This is a genomic window from Deltaproteobacteria bacterium (assembly GCA_029860075.1).
Lineage (GTDB): Bacteria > Desulfobacterota > JADFVX01 > JADFVX01 > JADFVX01 > JAOUBX01.
This window is the reverse complement of sequence record JAOUBX010000020.1, coordinates 1-17,270: the sequence shown is the minus strand read 5'-3', so window position 1 is coordinate 17,270 and position 17,270 is coordinate 1. Positions and strand designations below refer to the sequence as shown.

At 43.5% G+C, this 17,270-nt stretch carries 14 protein-coding genes and 1 pseudogene; 2 read left to right on the top strand and 13 right to left on the bottom strand.

Annotated elements, in window-relative coordinates:
• Window positions 1-159: 159 nt before the first annotated feature.
• Window positions 160-1,341 carry a metallophosphoesterase gene (locus OEV42_08040; GenBank protein MDH3974215.1) on the bottom strand — a complete coding sequence of 394 codons (1,182 nt, stop codon included), beginning with the start codon at window positions 1,339-1,341 and terminating at the stop codon, window positions 160-162.
• Between the two features lie 44 nt (window positions 1,342-1,385).
• Between OEV42_08040 and OEV42_08035 the strand changes: the two genes are divergently transcribed.
• Entirely contained in the window at window positions 1,386-1,622 is a 237-nt protein-coding gene (locus tag OEV42_08035) for a hypothetical protein (protein ID MDH3974214.1), read from the top strand.
• 101 nt (window positions 1,623-1,723) lie between these two features.
• Here OEV42_08035 and OEV42_08030 read toward each other — a convergent pair whose 3' ends face one another.
• The 5 genes from OEV42_08030 to OEV42_08010 form a co-directional block, all read right to left on the bottom strand.
• Complete coding sequence (locus tag OEV42_08030; GenBank protein ID MDH3974213.1) at window positions 1,724-4,381, bottom strand: PAS domain S-box protein; 2,658 nt, start codon at window positions 4,379-4,381, stop codon at window positions 1,724-1,726.
• 21 nt (window positions 4,382-4,402) lie between these two features.
• Entirely contained in the window at window positions 4,403-5,137 is a 735-nt protein-coding gene (locus tag OEV42_08025) for a transporter substrate-binding domain-containing protein (protein MDH3974212.1), read from the bottom strand.
• 187 nt (window positions 5,138-5,324) lie between these two features.
• Complete coding sequence (locus tag OEV42_08020) at window positions 5,325-6,506, bottom strand: ATP-binding protein (GenBank protein MDH3974211.1); 1,182 nt, start codon at window positions 6,504-6,506, stop codon at window positions 5,325-5,327.
• Window positions 6,507-6,891: 385 nt separating this feature from the next.
• On the bottom strand, window positions 6,892-7,632 hold the full coding sequence (locus OEV42_08015) for an aspartyl/asparaginyl beta-hydroxylase domain-containing protein (protein MDH3974210.1): 741 nt from the start codon (window positions 7,630-7,632) through the stop codon (window positions 6,892-6,894).
• Window positions 7,633-8,026: 394 nt separating this feature from the next.
• Window positions 8,027-8,428, bottom strand: coding sequence for a hypothetical protein (locus OEV42_08010; GenBank protein MDH3974209.1), 402 nt, complete (start codon window positions 8,426-8,428; stop codon window positions 8,027-8,029).
• A 562-nt stretch (window positions 8,429-8,990) separates the two neighbouring features.
• Between OEV42_08010 and OEV42_08005 the strand changes: the two genes are divergently transcribed.
• Complete coding sequence (locus OEV42_08005) at window positions 8,991-9,593, top strand: hypothetical protein (GenBank protein MDH3974208.1); 603 nt, start codon at window positions 8,991-8,993, stop codon at window positions 9,591-9,593.
• 393 nt (window positions 9,594-9,986) lie between these two features.
• Here the strand turns inward: OEV42_08005 and OEV42_08000 are convergent, their stop codons facing one another.
• The 7 genes and pseudogenes from OEV42_08000 to OEV42_07970 all read right to left on the bottom strand — a co-directional run bounded on the left by OEV42_08000 (window position 9,987) and on the right by OEV42_07970 (window position 17,164).
• Window positions 9,987-11,480, bottom strand: a complete 1,494-nt coding sequence (locus OEV42_08000; protein MDH3974207.1) for a multicopper oxidase domain-containing protein — start codon at window positions 11,478-11,480, stop codon at window positions 9,987-9,989.
• Between the two features lie 912 nt (window positions 11,481-12,392).
• Window positions 12,393-12,761, bottom strand: coding sequence for a DUF2007 domain-containing protein (locus tag OEV42_07995; protein MDH3974206.1), 369 nt, complete (start codon window positions 12,759-12,761; stop codon window positions 12,393-12,395).
• A 461-nt stretch (window positions 12,762-13,222) separates the two neighbouring features.
• Window positions 13,223-14,025: pseudogene (locus OEV42_07990) on the bottom strand (DUF3800 domain-containing protein).
• Window positions 14,022-14,231, bottom strand: coding sequence for a hypothetical protein (locus tag OEV42_07985; GenBank protein ID MDH3974205.1), 210 nt, complete (start codon window positions 14,229-14,231; stop codon window positions 14,022-14,024). The pseudogene OEV42_07990 and the gene OEV42_07985 overlap by 4 nt, the downstream one beginning before the upstream one ends.
• Window positions 14,228-14,434 (bottom strand): hypothetical protein, encoded by a 207-nt coding sequence (locus OEV42_07980; GenBank protein MDH3974204.1) that lies wholly within the window; start codon window positions 14,432-14,434, stop codon window positions 14,228-14,230. The genes OEV42_07985 and OEV42_07980 overlap by 4 nt, the downstream gene beginning before the upstream one ends.
• Window positions 14,435-14,902: 468 nt before the next feature.
• On the bottom strand, window positions 14,903-15,514 hold the full coding sequence (locus tag OEV42_07975; protein MDH3974203.1) for a hypothetical protein: 612 nt from the start codon (window positions 15,512-15,514) through the stop codon (window positions 14,903-14,905).
• A 420-nt stretch (window positions 15,515-15,934) separates the two neighbouring features.
• Window positions 15,935-17,164 (bottom strand): type II restriction endonuclease, encoded by a 1,230-nt coding sequence (locus OEV42_07970; GenBank protein MDH3974202.1) that lies wholly within the window; start codon window positions 17,162-17,164, stop codon window positions 15,935-15,937.
• Window positions 17,165-17,270 lie beyond the last annotated feature (106 nt).

The window sequence follows — 17,270 nt, the reverse complement described above, 5'->3', positions numbered from 1 at the left end:
TTTAGCATCAAAATAAAGGGTGTCATTCCAGCTTCTGAAAAAGAACCCACCTGCACTATTTGGGCTGAGTTACCTTCAGTGAAAGGTTCAAATCAGATTTTTGACAAAAGAGCCCTCTTTTTCTTCTTTTGTCCTTGTCTGGCGGGAGCTTTGCAAAAATCAAACAACAACATAAGCCTCATCCAGCGGGCCTGATATAGCGCCCTTCCGTTTCTCCCTGGAGAAGGTGTATTCATAGCCCCGCAGGTAAATACGGTTTTCATCTTTCACCGTGCATTTTTCGGTTACGATGAAGTTACAGTTCCTGGAATCTATCCATGTACCGCAGTTCCCGTATATGACAGATGCCCGGGATGCTTCATGAGGGGCATTTTCGCTGTCCTCTGCGCCGACATACCCCCTTTTAACCTCATACTTATGGGTATGACCGAATATGGCAATTTTCGCATGGCCGGGGATAAGGTACTTAAGCTCCGCCGCCGGCCTTAATATACCACCGTCGCCGGCAGCGGCCAGCGTTGCAGGGATTCCCGACCCTGAACATTTATCCCACTGGTCATAGATATCGCCGAAAACATTTATGACCTCGTCATAGGATACCTCCGCTCCCAAACCATCCATGTTATTCATGAGAAAAGGATCCGTTGCAACGGCACCGACATCCTTGATTTCATAATTCCTGATGGCGTTAAGCACTTGTTTGGCAAAGTCTTTATTGGGGGAGAAGCTTTTTACGAACTTCTCGAGTATTTCCAGATAGTCGGGCTTATCATTTTTCTCGTAAGTGCCAACGGCCGCAAGCTGGGCCATAAAAATCCCCATCGGAAGATGCCCATTATGCCTTGACCAGGTATCAACGGCATTAAACAGACAATACTCATGACCGTGCTCAGCCACAAGAAGACCGTCATAAAACTTCACATGGCCGGTAGCATTGCCCACCACCTCCAGGCCTGAAATATATTTAAGGAGCGTCTCCCTTTTGATGAGCATATCGTGATTGCCGGGAATGTACTTAAGCTTCTTCTGAGAGGCCACCCTGTTGAGCGCCGAAATAACACCGCTATTGTGCTCAGCACTCAGCACATCATCAAATGACGGTGGATTCAACGCTGAGGGGCAAACCCAGGTATCCACAAGATCACCGACGATCATTACCTCCCCGGTGCCGGACGTCTCCTCATGCTGATCCAGCTCAGTCAGGAAATTTTCCAGCTCCACAACATGCTTGTTGGTCCACCCATAAGGATAGGCGCCTTGCTTATCGGGCCGGTAACTGTTATTATCTCCCAAATGCAAATCACTTATAAAGATATACCTCTCGCTATCAGCCTGTTCCATATCGCCTCCTCTTGCTATAAAGTTACTAAATAAATTTTTATAAAATGCCAATACTTATCTATGGCAACAACGCACCCCTTTTTCTTGCTTTGAGCGAATATTCCCGATATCTTCCTCGATCAATCAAGCCTGATGCCGCTAACCACTATCAATGGGCCCCGGCACTCATTCAATGCCTGAAAAAAGGCATTTCAGGTTCTATTATTTACCATGAAGCGCTTACCCCGAAAGCAAGGTTTCCTTACTATTGTAATAATATCAAAAAAACCGGGGCCATGTGACCCCGGTCAATGAATAACTCTTAAATCCATCAATAGTTTCAAGTATGTTTATTCCCGTATTTCCGGAGCCTTAATCCATTGATATCAAGGGAATAGCTTAATCATCCCTGAGCCGGTCCTTTGCCTTCATCTAAAGCCTGGCGCACCTTGACGGCCAGGTCCTGCTTAGTAAATGGCTTATGAATAAAATGCACGCCTTCATCCAGCACACCGTGATGCACAGTCACGTCTCTCGTGTACCCCGACATAAAAAGGCACTTGAGATCGGGACAGGATTGCAGCAGCTTGGCGGCAAGAGCCCCTCCATTCATTTCAGGCATGACAACGTCAGACAAAAGAAGATCAATCTCACCGGTATATGATTTGGTGATATCTATAGCCTCAGCCGGACTGCCGGAGGCAATGACAGTGTAACCAAGACTTTCGAGCATCACTGACATCATCTTTAAAATTGATTTTTCATCTTCTACCAGCAAAATAACTTCACCGTGACCTGCTGCCACCGCAGTGGTAATTATCTTTTTTTCCTCTTCAATTTTTCCGGTATAGCGAGGCAGGTAGACCTTAAAAACAGTCCCTTCATCAAGCTCGCTATAAACGTCAATGAAGCCATTGTTCTGTTTAACAATGCCATATACTGTAGCCAGTCCTAATCCCGTTCCCTTACCAACGCCCTTTGTCGTAAAAAAGGGTTCAAAAATATACTTGAGCGTTTTTTTATCCATTCCACAACCATTATCGCTCACTGCGATCATAACGTAGTCGCCGGCCTTCAAACCGACATGATCCCGGCAAGCGTCCTCATCAATGCTCATATTATCTGTCTCAATGACAACTTTGCCGATACCTGTAATAGAATCTCTTGCATTGACGCATAAATTGGCCAGGATTTGATCTATTTGCGAGGGATCTAACTTAACGGGCCATAAATCCTTTTTGGGACACCATGAAAGATCAATGTCTTCACCGATTAAACGTCTTAACATTTTTAACATCTCTTCCAATACTTCATTGAGATGGAGTACCTTTAGTTCCATCGTCTGCTTGCGCGCAAAGGCCAGCAGTTGCCGGGTGAGATTAGTTGAGCGTTCCGCAGCTTTTCTGACTTCCTCAAGCCTGGGAAAAAGCGGACTTGTCTCCTCTAAATCATCGAGAATCATTTCCGTATGACCCATGATGAGACTCAGCATATTATTGAAATCATGAGCCACGCCGCCGGCAAGTCTCCCTATTGATTCCATCTTCTGTGCCTGATAGAGTTGAGCTTCAAGCTTTTGTTCTTCGCTTATATCAAAGCAGACCTCTAAAGTAGCGTACATTTCACCCTTTCCGTCAAACAATGGATAGCTTGAAAATAAAGCGGGAAATTTTTCGCCCGACTTTCTTACCAGGGTGGTCTCACCGGAAAATCCCTTTTTACTTTCTCGCATTTGCCTATGCGCTTCAGGGAATTTCACTGCATCATCGGGCAGATAAAAGAGAGAGACATGTTTTCCAATTATCTCGCTTTTACTATAGCCAAATATATTTTCAGAGCCCGGACTAAATTCCAACACGATGGGGTCCGGGTCCCGGACGTCAGTTACGATAAAAGACACTTCATTGGCTGCCTTAAAAACCGTTCTGAATCGTTCCTCGCTCTTTCGCAGCGCTTCCTCCGATCGCTTGCGCTCGGTAATATCAATATGGGTTCCCACAACGCGGCCTTCTTTTCCCTCTTCATTGTAAGTAACATTTGCCCGTGATAAAATATCAACCCAATGACCGTCTTTATGCAGCATCCTCATTTCCTTCTCGAAGCGGTCTCTTTTTCCTTCAAGAAGTTCATTTAGCATCTCCATGGAAGCTTTGATATCATCTTTATGGGTAAGCCTTTCCCATTCGGAAAACTTATTTTCAATTTCATTATCTTTATAGCCAAGTAATCGCTTCCATCCCGGCGAATAATAGATTTCATTAGTTTCCACATTCCAGTCAAAAAGGCCGTCATTAGCAAACTGCATAGCAAGTTCGTATCTTTCTTCACTCGCTTTCAGGGATTCCTGGGAACGGTTTCTTTCTTCAATGCTTTCTTTCAGCCGGGTTCTCATAAAATTTACTGAATTGACAAGACGACCGAACTCATCGGGGTAGTCAGGTTCTCTTTTTCGCTGAATGGAAAGGGGGGCATCTAATTTGTTTATATCAAAGGCGCTGAAATACCTCGCTAAAAGATTGAGGCGCTTCATAATGAGACTATAAAAAATAACGAGAATACATATAGATACAAAAAAGGTTTTTAAGGCCTGCGTCGCTAATATTAAAAGTACTTTTTCTTTCAATCGCTCCAAAACATTATCTTTACTGGCAACGACCAATAGACTGCCTAAGGGTATTTCCTGTTGGCCGTATTTAAAAATAAATGTTTTGGAGATAATATTATCCGACACTTTTTTTCCGATTTTTTCTTTTATGGCATCAGCCGAATCTCTGAATTCATTGACCTCCAGGTATTCGATATCGGGTAATTGTAAAGCGCCCTGCAAATTTTTCCTTAATTGCAAGCTGTCCATGGCCCATACATTACCTGCAATAGGCTGAAGATATCCCTGTTCAATATGCCGCAAATCCTCGTATATTCTTTTTATATCTCTGTCATAGTCAAAATAGAGCTGAGTTCCCGTTCCGATAACGGTAAAAAAAGCGCTGCAGAGCATGATATAAATCAATACCTGATAGGATAGCCGATAATCCTTTCTATACTTTAAAACAGGCTTCATTCTATAGTGACCCTCTGCCTTTTATTCAAAGCCGTGCTTTTTCATAATTTCCAAATATTTTCCACTTTGGTGGAGTAAAAAAAGTCCCCGGTTATAGTCTCGCAGTCTCGATATATTTTTTGGATTTGCTTTTGAAAAAGCCATATAAACAGCCTGGCTTTGCAAGGGTTTGCCGATGGCATGAATTTTTTCATGTTGCCCGAGTTTTCTTGCTTCATAAAAAGCAACTGATTTAGCGCTCACGTAAAAATCATAGCGCTGTGCCAACAACATTTTTATCCCCAGTTCATATCCTTTTGTTCCGAACTTTTGAATATAATCAGCCGAATCAAAGGCTTGAGAGAGTGATCCCCCGCTATTGTATCCAAACTTTAATCCTTTTAATTCCCGTAAGTTATTGTAATTTTTTATTGAATGGGATTTAAGCGCTATAAGATAGACCTCGTGAATTGAATAAGGGGCGCCGTACCAGTAGTAATCCAGTCTCTCTTCATTAATGTAAATTTCAGTGATGGCGTCACACTCTTTCCCTTCAATAGCTAAGGATTGTGCACGCTTCCAGGGATAATATTCTTTTTTGATTATATATCCTTGCGGTTCGAAAACAGCTTTAATGATATCAGCCGTATATCCTCCATCTTTTAAAGTTCTCCCGTGATGGGGCGGCCATTCAAAACTGCAAATAGAAATTGTTTTATCTTCAGCCCCTGCTATTGACGAGAACAAAATACAAAGCAAGATAATTGTTTTTTTCATCGTTCCTCATAATAAGTTTTGAGTGCATTTGATTAAACCCGGAAGGAAACCTGGACATATATTTATAGTGTAGCATATTAGCTTCAAAATGCTGATGCTTCACTACAGCTTAAGTGTGTATCTTTATTAAAGTGATGTAAAATCAAGGCGTTGCGCCGGGGACAGTGACAAAAATGCTCTTATCGGGTTAAAACAAGGCTTCCGGTTTTGTAATAAAAAAATCCTCGAGAGATATTCCCTGCGCTCCTACAAGGAGTTTCTTCTTAAGAGGAAATTCTCTCTCAAAAGCCTCAATGCCCGGTAATACCGCTTTTCTTCGTCCACTCTTTACTTCAATTGCGACAAGCTCTTTTCCCCGGCAAAGTACAAAATCAACTTCTTTGTTCCGGCCGGCCCAGTAGAAGAGCTTTATATTCGATCCCCTGATTCCGTTGGCCAGCGCCGCACCGACTGCCGATTCAACAAGCCTCCCCCAATAATCACAATCTTTTCTGGCTTCGTCAAAGGTAAGGCCCGATGAAGTGGTCATGAGGGCAGTATTAAGTACCTGGAGTTTAGGACTGGAACTCCGCCGCCTTACCTTTTGTCCTGCATATTTCTGAAGGCCTGTAAGCAACCCGGCTCCCTCAAGAAGGTTCAGGTAGTGGGCCAGTGTCGTTGTATTTCCCGCATCCTGCAATTGTCCTACCATCTTTTGATAGGAGAGGACCTGCCCTGAATAGCTGCAACCAAGATCAAAAAGCAACCTCAGTAGTACCGGTTTATCTATTCTGGTCATTAACATGATATCCCTTGATATAGACGTTTCTATGAGAGAATTTATGATATATGCCGTCCAGCGCTGATAATCATCCACCACTGGAGCAGCACCGGGATATCCTCCGTAAAAAATATACTTTTCGAGATCCCATCCATAAGCATCCCTCATTTCCCCATATGACCAATGTGTAACAGGGAGAACTTCGAAGCGTCCCGCCAGACTTTCCGTAAGCCCCCGCTGCATAAGCAGGGGGGAAGAACCGAGCAGCACCACGTAAAGCGATCTTTTCCGGGCACTGTCCTCATCCCACAGGCGCTTGACCGTTTCAGACCAGTTCGGTATTTTCTGTACCTCGTCAAGAATGAGGAGCACTTTACCCTTCTGCCTTTCTTTCAGTCTTGCCGCCTCCCACTGCTGCTCAACCCAGATGCGGTCCTTCAACATAGGTTCATCAGCCGACGCGTAATGAGACAGCATACCGCACGCTTCCATAATCTGGCGGGAAATAGTCGTTTTCCCCGTCTGACGTGGTCCCGAAAGGACTTGTATAAAGCGCCTTGCTTCGCTTAGTCTCTCAAGGAGAGTATAAAAAATAGGCCGTTTAAACATTTATATTTCAACCACTTAACAATTTACTCAATACTATGAGTAAATTTACTCATAATTATATTTACTTGTCAACAACAAATATCCATGAATCCTCATAATAAAAACAGTTGCAGGTTGAAAAGGATTCTCACGGCAAAGAATGCAGAGGGCGCAGGGAGAAGCTATTTTTTAACTGCGAAAATGATGGAAAAAAGAGAAAGTTAAATCCTGTCGAAAAAAAATGTGTGAAAGAGGAACTTTTGCCTGAAACTCATTTTTTTGAAGTTTAATCCTATAACACCCCCGAGTACGAACAATAAGGGCATAGCTCTGTGAGTACCGGGAGCCTGTCGGACTTAGGCTGAAGCTGCTGCGGAAAAGTCCGGCTCAAAATTACTTTCCCTCACTACGAGTCCCTAAGTCCGGCAGGCTCCCGGCCCATTTTGGCCGTAAGCTTTTCAGCAAGCTCATCACCTGCTTTTGTTCCCATTGATTTTAATTGCCTGATAACCTCTCTCACATTTTCATCTGTTACGCCGGGATCGCCATATTTAGGTTTCTTATTCGCCATATATCCGGCCTCTTTAAAAACCTTTTCCAACCAGGGATTGGTCGGGCAGTCGAGCATTAAGTGTATTCTGCGAAGGTTACTTTTATTTTGCACCCCATGCCTGACATGCGCATTGATGTACCACGTATCTCCACGGCTGAAATGAATTTTTTCACCGCCGATAGTAAATATCACTTCCGGGTCCGTCTGAATAGGTATGTGGAGGCGAACCATACCATCTTCCAAAGAAGTATCACCGTCGGAGTGTTCTTTGATAATCCCGCCTGCTTCCAGAGACATTAGCCTGACGGAAGTCTTTTCACAGTTGAAGCTATCAATGACCTCCCGGAAATAAGGGCAGCGATCAAGTATCTCCGTATCTTCAAATGTTTCATGGGGCGATGAAACAATATGGTCCTTTTTGCCTTCTACAGAACGGAGAGGCACGCAACACCATCTTTTTTCGCAGGCTTTCACATTAAAGTGATTTATCCACTCATCATCTGCAATCCTGGATAGATCTTCCTCCAGTTTGTCCCTGTCAAATGAAAAAGGCAGTTTAAGAAATTTAGTCCTCTGCAGATCTTCTTCCGGCATTGGCATGTCCCCCTTTGCGGTTTTTTTAATAAAGGTACCCTATTATTATACTCAATACTTTGCAGGTTGCAGCAGAGCCAGGCAGAAGCTGACTTTTACCGGACATTTTGTTGGATTTTATTCTCTCCCCCTCCCCTTTTCTTCTTTCCGTGAACCTTCATGATCCTGGCGGATAAATTCTTCCATGCGGAATTTTTGTTTAAACTTCGCTTAAGGGTAAAGGGATATGTCCTTAAACATTCATACTTCAAGCACTAAACAATAAAGCCCCTTTTTGAGATCAAAAAGGGGCTTTTAAGATGAGAACAGAGGGGGGAAGGTCATTTAATTTTTGAAGATAAGATGCCGCTAAAATAGAAGACCTGAATTCTCATTTACAAAAAAACGCCATACCTTATGAGCCACCAGCGCTCATTCTATATTCATGGAGAGCAGGAATAAGAATTGCGGATAATATACCCAGCCCCCCAATACCGACAATGATCAAAACACCCCAAAAAGACCAGCGTTTTTGCACTGCTTCAAAGTGCTCGAAACTGTCCCACCTTTTATTTCTCCATGCCCACTCTCTTCCTTTAAAGCCCAGTACTATTGAAAAGATCAACCCAACATAAGGGAGGATAGCAAGAAGGCCTATCCACGTACTGTTACCTATTGCCCATATCCAGTTCAATAAAAAAGCACCCCAGCTCCAGCCGCTTACTCCTTCCGGAAGTTCAATATCTTTCCCTCCGCCGGAATTATTTTTAACACTTCCTTCCAAACCTTCTCCTGCTGCCTCATATATTTCGCTCATAGGTCACCTTCCTTTTTTTATCGGGTTAGTTTGTATTTTCAGATACTATCAAAACAAAATATCCATTGCAAATTCTATTGCCATATTTCTCACACAAAGTATACCCTGGCCTCATATTCAGTTCGCAGGTTTCGCAAAAGCCCTGGCCAGGCCGGGGCTTTTATCTAAACAGTCTTTTTGGATTATTTTTCTCCCCCCTGTCAAGGGGGCTTAACTTTCGGCACATGCTTTCAGGAAAAGGGCACTTTTGACATTATTTACCTTTCATATCAACTAGTTAACTCAATCAAGCCCCATCATTTACGGACCCGCCAAGGCTGAGCAAAAATATATTTAAAAAAAGAAAAATCAATCTTGTAATCTATGGAAAGTAATGTTAATTTATGGACGGGTTGGTTCTTTTTCCATCTAAAAAAAAGGGGGGGGATGCTCTCTTCACTCCCTCCTTCTATTCACAATAAATCAGCTTTAAGGGGAGGTGAAGCAAAAGCTGTTATCTGTCAATTTGTTGCAGACCTTAAAAAATACTTTTACTTTAATCGCTTATTTGAAGGAGGACATAATGATTGAAAGAACTAAAAAGATTTTAATCTCAGGCATTGTATTTTCATTTGTATTTTCATTTACCTTCGTTGCCAATGCAGGGGACAAGGGGGTTCCACAGAACCTGGGCAACATTACCGACAAACTGGAAGATGTGGGGGACAACCTCGAGGATATCAAAGATACACTGGCTGACATTGCAGAAAATCTTCAGAATAAGGAATGCTGCAACTGCGCCACCATTAAGGAAGCTGACGATGCCGAAGGTTTGATTACAAATCCCGCCAGCGGCTCAACGCACGATCTGGTTAACATTACAGGCCCCGGAACCTTTGTTGCGGCCCGTATGACCAAACAGGGCGGCGCCAGCGGTCTCACCGCCGTATCTCTCGAAATTGACGGAAAGGTCATCGTTCAGCGCAATATTGCAGCGCTCAAAAACTGGGGATTAACTCAGAACAATCCTTTCGGCGTTGTCGTCAATACTTCGGCAGTCGGCATTGATGCCGTAACCATCGGCTTTCAGCAGCCTATTGAATTCGAAAACAGCCTTGTACTTCGGGCAATCGTGGGAGAGCCGGGCGTTGTGCAGATAATCGGAACGGTAATTCACGGAAAATAGTAAGGAAAGTAAAGTATTATTTAAACTGCTCAGCTTGATCTGCTTCACTCCAGCCTGTCATCCTTTCTCCCGCGGGAAGAGAGGGTGACAGGTTTTTTAATACCCTGATAATCCTGCCGGAAAAGAAGAAAGGTTGAGAGAAGCCGTTGCTTAAAATCCTCTTTTTGAACGTAAAAAGGGGAGCTTAATGCTCCCCCTTCTTCTTAAAAATAAAACAACTGAACTTACAGATTTAGACAGACATTATTCTTGTTGTCCCCTATACAAGCAGGTGGTTTTTGATAGGGTTTTGGTGGCGCACTCCCGGCAATGAGGACCATTACCGGCAATCAGGCCGTCATGTCAAAACTGCCGGCGCAGGAAATATCCAATGGTCCTCCAGGAGTAGAGCCATTAATTACATTGGTAGAGAGCCTGATAACCGGGACCGGGGAAAGCCGGAGGAGGAAAACCACCGACAACATCAGTCCAGCCCATGGCGCCTTCATCCTCATGGGTCAGAATATGGCAATGCATAACCGTCATACCATTATAAACGCTGGAAGTTGCAGGGTTCAAATCAAAGCGTACAAGACAGTTACCGGCAATTGTGTCATAGTATTCACCGTCCTCAAAAGCATCATTACCGCCGCAGGCGCCGTTCATTTGAACGTGGTAGACGTGTTTGTGGAAGGGGTGATTGGTAGCGCCTTTAATCTTCCATTCCTGTACACTACCTGCGGGGACCGTGAAGGTCGGAACGTTACCGTCAAACTTATCTCCATTGATTGTACGGGCTCCCATACTAACATTACGAGTTTCAACCTGAGTTTCAGCCCGAAGGTCTCGTAAATATGGCGGACGTATGGCAGACCAGGTGCTTCCCGAAGCGCCGTTATCATAAGGTCCGACAGCTAAATCGGCAGGCAAGGCGGCGTCGGCGTAAACATTGGCAACGGGCTTCCCATCGACCGAGATGGTTGAATCAGCACTACACCTCACGGCCAGGTCGGCACGAGAGGCGCCGGTCAGGTCAATGGAGCTTGTTGGGAGGTCCAAAGGTGCAACTGTTCGCCATACACCGTCACGAGACAGAAGAGCCACATCACATCCGGGAACAGACACGGTTTTAACCTTGGCGCCGTGGTCAGCAAGCAAAAGGCGCCAGCGCTGCCATTCATTTGCGGGCATACACATGTTCCCCAGCGCCCGGCCGTTCACCGTCCAGCCAGGTGAAAGTGTGCCGGACATGAGAGTGTCGCCACCGGCCCCGGCAGCGCCGGGATCAAGAAAACCGACAACAAGCTCACGTTCCGTCATGCCGGCAACGCCCTGCGGTATACCGTCATTGGAATCGTCAACAATAAGCAGACCAAATGCACCGCCTGCTACCTGCAGATAAGTTGAACCATGGTGATGAGGGTGGTACCAGAGTGTTCCACCCATATGGTTAGCCGGAACTTCATACACATAGTCACCGCAGAAACCGCCGTTAATGAGGCGTGTCACATCATCAGCAGGAGTTTCAGGTGATACGTGAAGACCATGGGTGTGAATGTTGGAAATATTGGGATCCTTTAAGTTGTTATGCTCCGGACTGGGTTCTGCATAGGGCAGCAGGTTCTTAAATGTCAGGACATAAGTTTCTCCCGGTATCATGTTGAGCGTCGGGCCGGGGATAGTAAAGTTTCCGCCCGCCTGACGATAGGCGCGTGTTGTAAAAGTATCACTGCCGATGTTCAGGCTAGCTTCACCCAGTTCCAGAGTGCCGCTCCAATAGCCCCCTGCATCCGTCCACTGGAAAGCAGGCGGTTCTTCAATAACGTTCGAACTCGGGCATACTCCTGCCAGAGCGCTCCCTGTAAGTAAAAGCGTTAACACGCCTATAATGCTGGTTAAAGTTTTCATTTCTTGTCCTCCTTTGCTTGTTAAGTGTAAAATCAATGCAATTTTTTGAGCTTTTGTCATCAGACAGTTGCCGGATAATATCAAAAATCAGAATTGCACTGTACAAGCTGCTTTTATTTTAGATATTTGGATAATACAATGTTTCACATATTGTGGCCTAACAGGGAGGAACTCCTTACTGAATGAATTTGCCACAATCGATACGACCCTTACAAAAACCACCTGTTTTGTTCAAAGCTGAATGATTGGATACTGAAAAAAATGATTAAAAAAACAGAACACTTTAATGATTGAACTCATTCCTATTTAACTTCTCTCATTTTTTATGAATTACTTCTCTTATGATCAAGCAATGGTTGGAAAACTTCATTTTTTTGGTCTTACGATTCACCCCCCTTCCCCAAAAATTAAAAGCCGGGCATACCCTGAAATTCATTTTTCGGCAGTTTATCCACCTTAAAACTATCCGCCACTTTCCGCCCTTACATCCAGGAGCCTGTCGGACTTAGGGCAATTAACTCTCACTGAGAGTCTACTCTATCATTTTGTTATGTCAAGACAGATATTGCACTTTTGCATTTTTTGCCGGGAACATTCAGCTTTTAAGTGCAATAATAAAAAAGGGGAGACTGTAAAATTGGTAAATGGAATACTGCTGCCTAAGCCCTTATTTTGAGCGTAAAAAGAGCGGCTTTATTTCCTCTTGTCAAGGGGGCCGGAGGGGGTATCTCCTGGTGTTTTTTTCAACCACCCCTGGCCCCTACCCTCAAGGGGCATAAATCCATTATCAAGGCGGGGAACTTGTAACTCCCCTCCTGTTTCAGGAGGGGGCGGGGGTGGTAAAACCCGGCACATTAACTAATCTCTATTTTTGCATTGGCTTTCATTCTTCAAGCCGGGTGATGCTTTTTATTAATGTGAGAAAAGCCGAGATATGAAAAAAACAAAGATAAGGAAAATTATGACAGCATAATGCCTTCCTTCCATTTTAAAGAGCTGCTTGCCTTCTTTTGGGGGGTTGAAACGCCGCACAGGATCAGCCTCTGTCTCTTCAACAGGAAGGGTTTTGATAAGCGCTCTGGATTCTTCAAATGCAATTTCAGGAACAAGAACAAGGAAGGAAACACCCGGAACAGGAACGGGTGCAATGGGAATAGGAAGATGTAACCCTACCATGGTATCCTCACGGATAAAAAAGGGGATACCCGCCTCCTTCAGGGCATCTTTAACCATCTCCAGTTCATAAATCTTATCTGTTTTGAAGGCGACTATGTTGGTCATGGTTTCTCTTCAGGGGGAACTTTAAAGGGGAGCCCCTGCCCTATTTACCCTTAAAGTAGCCTGTCCCCATAATTCGATTCAGCTTGGCTTTTGGGGACTATATCGCCCTTTTTAGCCTCAAAAAAGTGAATATATCTCTTAAATCCGCCCTATATTAAGACCTTATCGTTTATTTATCAAGTACTTGGCATGACGACCCCAAACTGGCACTATCGCCTGTATGGGCAGTACGGGCTTTAAATGTCCGGAGCTGTGAATTAAAGGTCCGGACATTTCCTGCAAAAGACCGGAGCTTTTTTGCCGTGTTAAAAAGAGCATTTTTTATCGCTCTAAAATGCATTATTTTAAGTGAAATTTTTTTCTCACTTTTTCATTGCTTTTTTAAAGCCACTTAAGCATAATTATTTATGGAGGCTTTGTCGACGTAAGTTGGCATTGCCTTTTTTATTGTCAAAAAAAAACTATTTCATCTTTTGTCTTTTTGTTCTCAAATCGTTCAATAAAACAAAACTCCATATAGCATGTTCTGAGCCCCTGTTTTCACGGCTCGTTTTATATCGCAGTGTGCAAATCTGCTCTGCAAGGCCATCCAACTCTGTTCGTTTTTCCCTTTTCATCCCAGGCAACCTTACGCCCCATGCTGTAATATAGGCCACAATATCGGCAATCTGTACCGCTGTTGTTAAATGGCTATGCACGAAAAAGGGCTCAGGGATAACTAAAGACGAACGCATGCGCCCCTTTGCCGTTTCCCTGAAATAATGAGTCATCTGGTCCAGCAGCAGATGACACTGCGACTTGTCAAGTTCATCAAAAGCAACCAGACCCTGTGGTTCACCTCTTTGATCTTCAAGGAAGTAGTAAAAACGTTCAAATAAAAAAGCGTAGTCTTTCCTCAAAAATCCCTTGCCCTCGGGGCGTTTCGCGTCACGGTCTACAATACTGGCAAAGGCTTTTACACGATAGTTTGCACATAATTCCAGTAAATGCTCTACAAATGCAATTTTAGCCTGACACAGTGCTGTTAATTCAGATTTTGTAGCGCCGCTGCCGTCTTTCCCCAATGATTTCTGACCTTTTATAAGGCATTGCTGCGCCAGTTGTGTTCTTTCAGTCGACTTAATGTCAGGCAGTTGAGAGGCAATTTTGAATGTCTTCTTCTTGAGCAGTTTCTTTGCCTTCAACTCCAGAAGCCCGCCAAAACCTCATAAGGTGATTCCCTGAGATCATGTCCACTTTCATCCATGAAAAGGAGATAGCTCATGCCACCTCCTCCATTTTGCGCCCGGCCTCTCCTATTGAGATTTCACCGGCGAGGAGTTTGGGGAGAAGCACATCCCTAATAGTTGCAAGAGATTTGTTTTCCTTGAAAACCACACCCGGTGGAAATTCGTCGTCAATAGAGGACGCATCACCATAATATGGGAGATCGAAGGAAAAAGCCTTTCTCGAATCGGCCAACTGCTTCAAGGTAGCTTCTCTCTCTCTTCTTCTTTCATTTTATTCCTGATCATGCAATCGCCATTGCATTGCAAGGTCTCATAGCTTTCAGCCTTCCCTGCCCACTCAAGTTCGAAAAGCTTGTTTGCCAGTGAAACGAGTGTATCTCCATCGGGTGTATAATTCATCTTTTCAATTTCAGGTATGAGATAACAGTTATAATAAACGCCCATCTTTAAGTCCTCCCTTGATTTGTAAATTTATTTTAAAACCTTCTTTTTGAGCTCAAAATGGTGCTTCTAAAGGCTGAAAAGAGTCTTTTTTAAAGCCATTACTATTAAATATCAACTACTTAACTTGGTCCAACCCTGCTGGTCCATCAACCTAAACCAGTACCCAAAAAGTGTTACCCATGTCTATAGGTTAAAGTGTTACCTATCTTTGGGTTGAACAGGTGGTAAACTAATCCTCCTGAAAGAGCTATTTAACTCTGAAAGGAGTCCCAATGCACCACAACTAATTCCCCTATATATAGCTTCGCAGAATGGGTGCAACCCATCAAAACAATTTTTCAATTCGGGGCTAAGGTCTTTGTTCCTGAATTCAGGATTTAAGGCACTGCCCCGTTACTTGCTGCTGTTATACAGTGAAAACTTAATAATGCAGATGTGCGGTAGGTGTGACCCTTTATTTCTCTTTATTTATACCTCGATACTTTTAACCGAATGAAACAAACCATACATTGTGGTGTATGGTATTTGAATCTCTTTATTTTGAATATTAACAAGTGCTTTTCCTTCACGCTGTTTCTGCTTCCAGATAAGCTTATATCGAACGACTTGCCCCGGCCCTGCCTCTATCCTAACCTTTACTCTTCGTGTAATCTGTTCCCCAATCTGAATACCAATAGATTTTGTCAAATTTTTTTTCACCTCTGTTTCAACAAGAGTCCATAAGCTGCTTTTTACAAGACCAGACATAGTTTGAACCTTATCTAATCGAAATGAATTGATAACAGTTCTTGTAAATTCATGCTCACTCACGATTGGGCTTGACCCATGACTGTTGTCCAGGGGGATTTCTTCTTCGGTTAAAATTACTTCCTTTTCACTTATTAGATTATCCGCAATAAACCGAAAGTCGTTGATATCAATATTTAGCTGATGATCACCTCGTTCTGATTCACTACCGAGTGATTGATTCTCGACCTTATTCATCTGCCGAAAAGAGTATTTAGCAATCTTGATCGAAAACCATATGAATAAAAATACGATGGTCAAGATTATAACTTCCGGCATGCCAATTCCAAACATACATGACCTCCGTTTAGTACAAACAAGTAATGATTCAGTTTCTGAAGCTTATCAAAAAAAGGCAACTGAATATTAAATAGTTCTTTTTTCTTTTACTCTAATTTTTTAATAAAGCATATCCCCTGACCCTAAATATAAAAAAAGCCCAAAACCGTTACCGGTCCGGGCTTTCTACTTTTCCGTTAATATAAACTCTCTCCCCCATTTGCTTATCCCCCATAACATTTGTTTTCTTATACCTCAATCATTTCTGATTGTAAATATCTTTTGTTCTAAATGGAACTTTTGAATTCAGGACTCAAGACACGGCCTCATTCCTTGCTGCTCTTGTCCAGTAAAAACTTAATAATGCAGATGTGACCATCTATTCCTTTCTTAAAGTCCATAAACCGTTGTTCAATCTATTTGTTTGTATTCTTGTTAATCAGTTGATTGACGCTCTCTCACCATATCCAGAAAATCCGCAACATCGAAAAGCCAAGTTTGCTGCTCAGGCTTGTATGTACTGTGCAGTAATGAAGGCACAACAAGCTGAAGTGAGTTTGATTGCATTTCGCTCGTCTGGTTTTCACTAATACCCGGCTCCATTGTCAGAAGATGCTTCTCATTTATTCTCGCAGCTTCCGACAAGACCTGACGCCATCTGTCCTTACAGGATGACTTTACACCCAGCATGGAAAGGCGACAATCAGGGAATTCAGGATAATGGTATTTATCAATGTCCGGGAAAATAAAATCAGGTTTTGCCCTGTTCTCTGTTTCCTTGTTCCTAGAATAACTAAGGTTATGTGAAATAAAAACTTGCTCAAGATGGTTTTCAAGTGCATGGCCGACACGTGATTTCCGTCGGTTCTGAACGCTTAGCGAAAAGCTGATAAAGGCATCAACATCATCGCCATGGGTGCCAAATCCTTCTCTTAGTCGTTCTGTCACCAGATGTCGTTCAAAGGTTCTGAAAAGCAGTTCTTCCTGATCCATCCACTGGACAAGGGCGGTATCAGGGTTGTCTATCGGTGAAACTTCAGGTAAGGTTTCCTGGGCGAATGCCGAGAAAACTCTGGTTTTGGGAAATGCCTTACCAAACCTGTCCAGCATTACATCGAGCCAGTTTTCCGCTTCTTCAATGATCTCGATACCAAGATTTTCCAGTATGATACGTGAGGCATAGTTAAGCGTTTCGTCATCATCAACATCTCGGACAATGAATTTCGTGAAGAGTTCTTCCTCGACAATATCAAAAAGCCACATGAGCTGTTGCTCGTAAGTGCTGCCAGCCTCTGCCATCATGACTACAATGTTACCATCCGGTTCGCGGGCAACAATTATCAGATCTTCTGGATTGATGTACTCTTGTACAAGGGTGACTTCGGCATGGTAATATAGACGGTATTCCGGTGACCGATGGGGCTGGTTTTCCCTGGAATCATACCAGCTAAGATCACCTTGTTGACTGATAAGGCCATCATCATGAATATCGGACAGATGAATAAATGTGGCTGAAAACTCATGGCGTTCCGTCCCAAAAAGCTCCCTAAATGCACCTATCCCTTGAAACTCATGACCATGGGAGGTTTCGGGGTCAACTTCTGTAGCAGACAATCTTTTGAAGCCAAATCCTGAAAAATATTCACACAGCTTTCCCTTTATCATTCACATTCCCCCTTATTTCACCTGCAAGCTCATCTGACTCAAGCCAAGCTGCAGCCTTGTTAATGACTTCTTCCAATGGACGTTTCTCCCGGCCCTTTAGAGCACA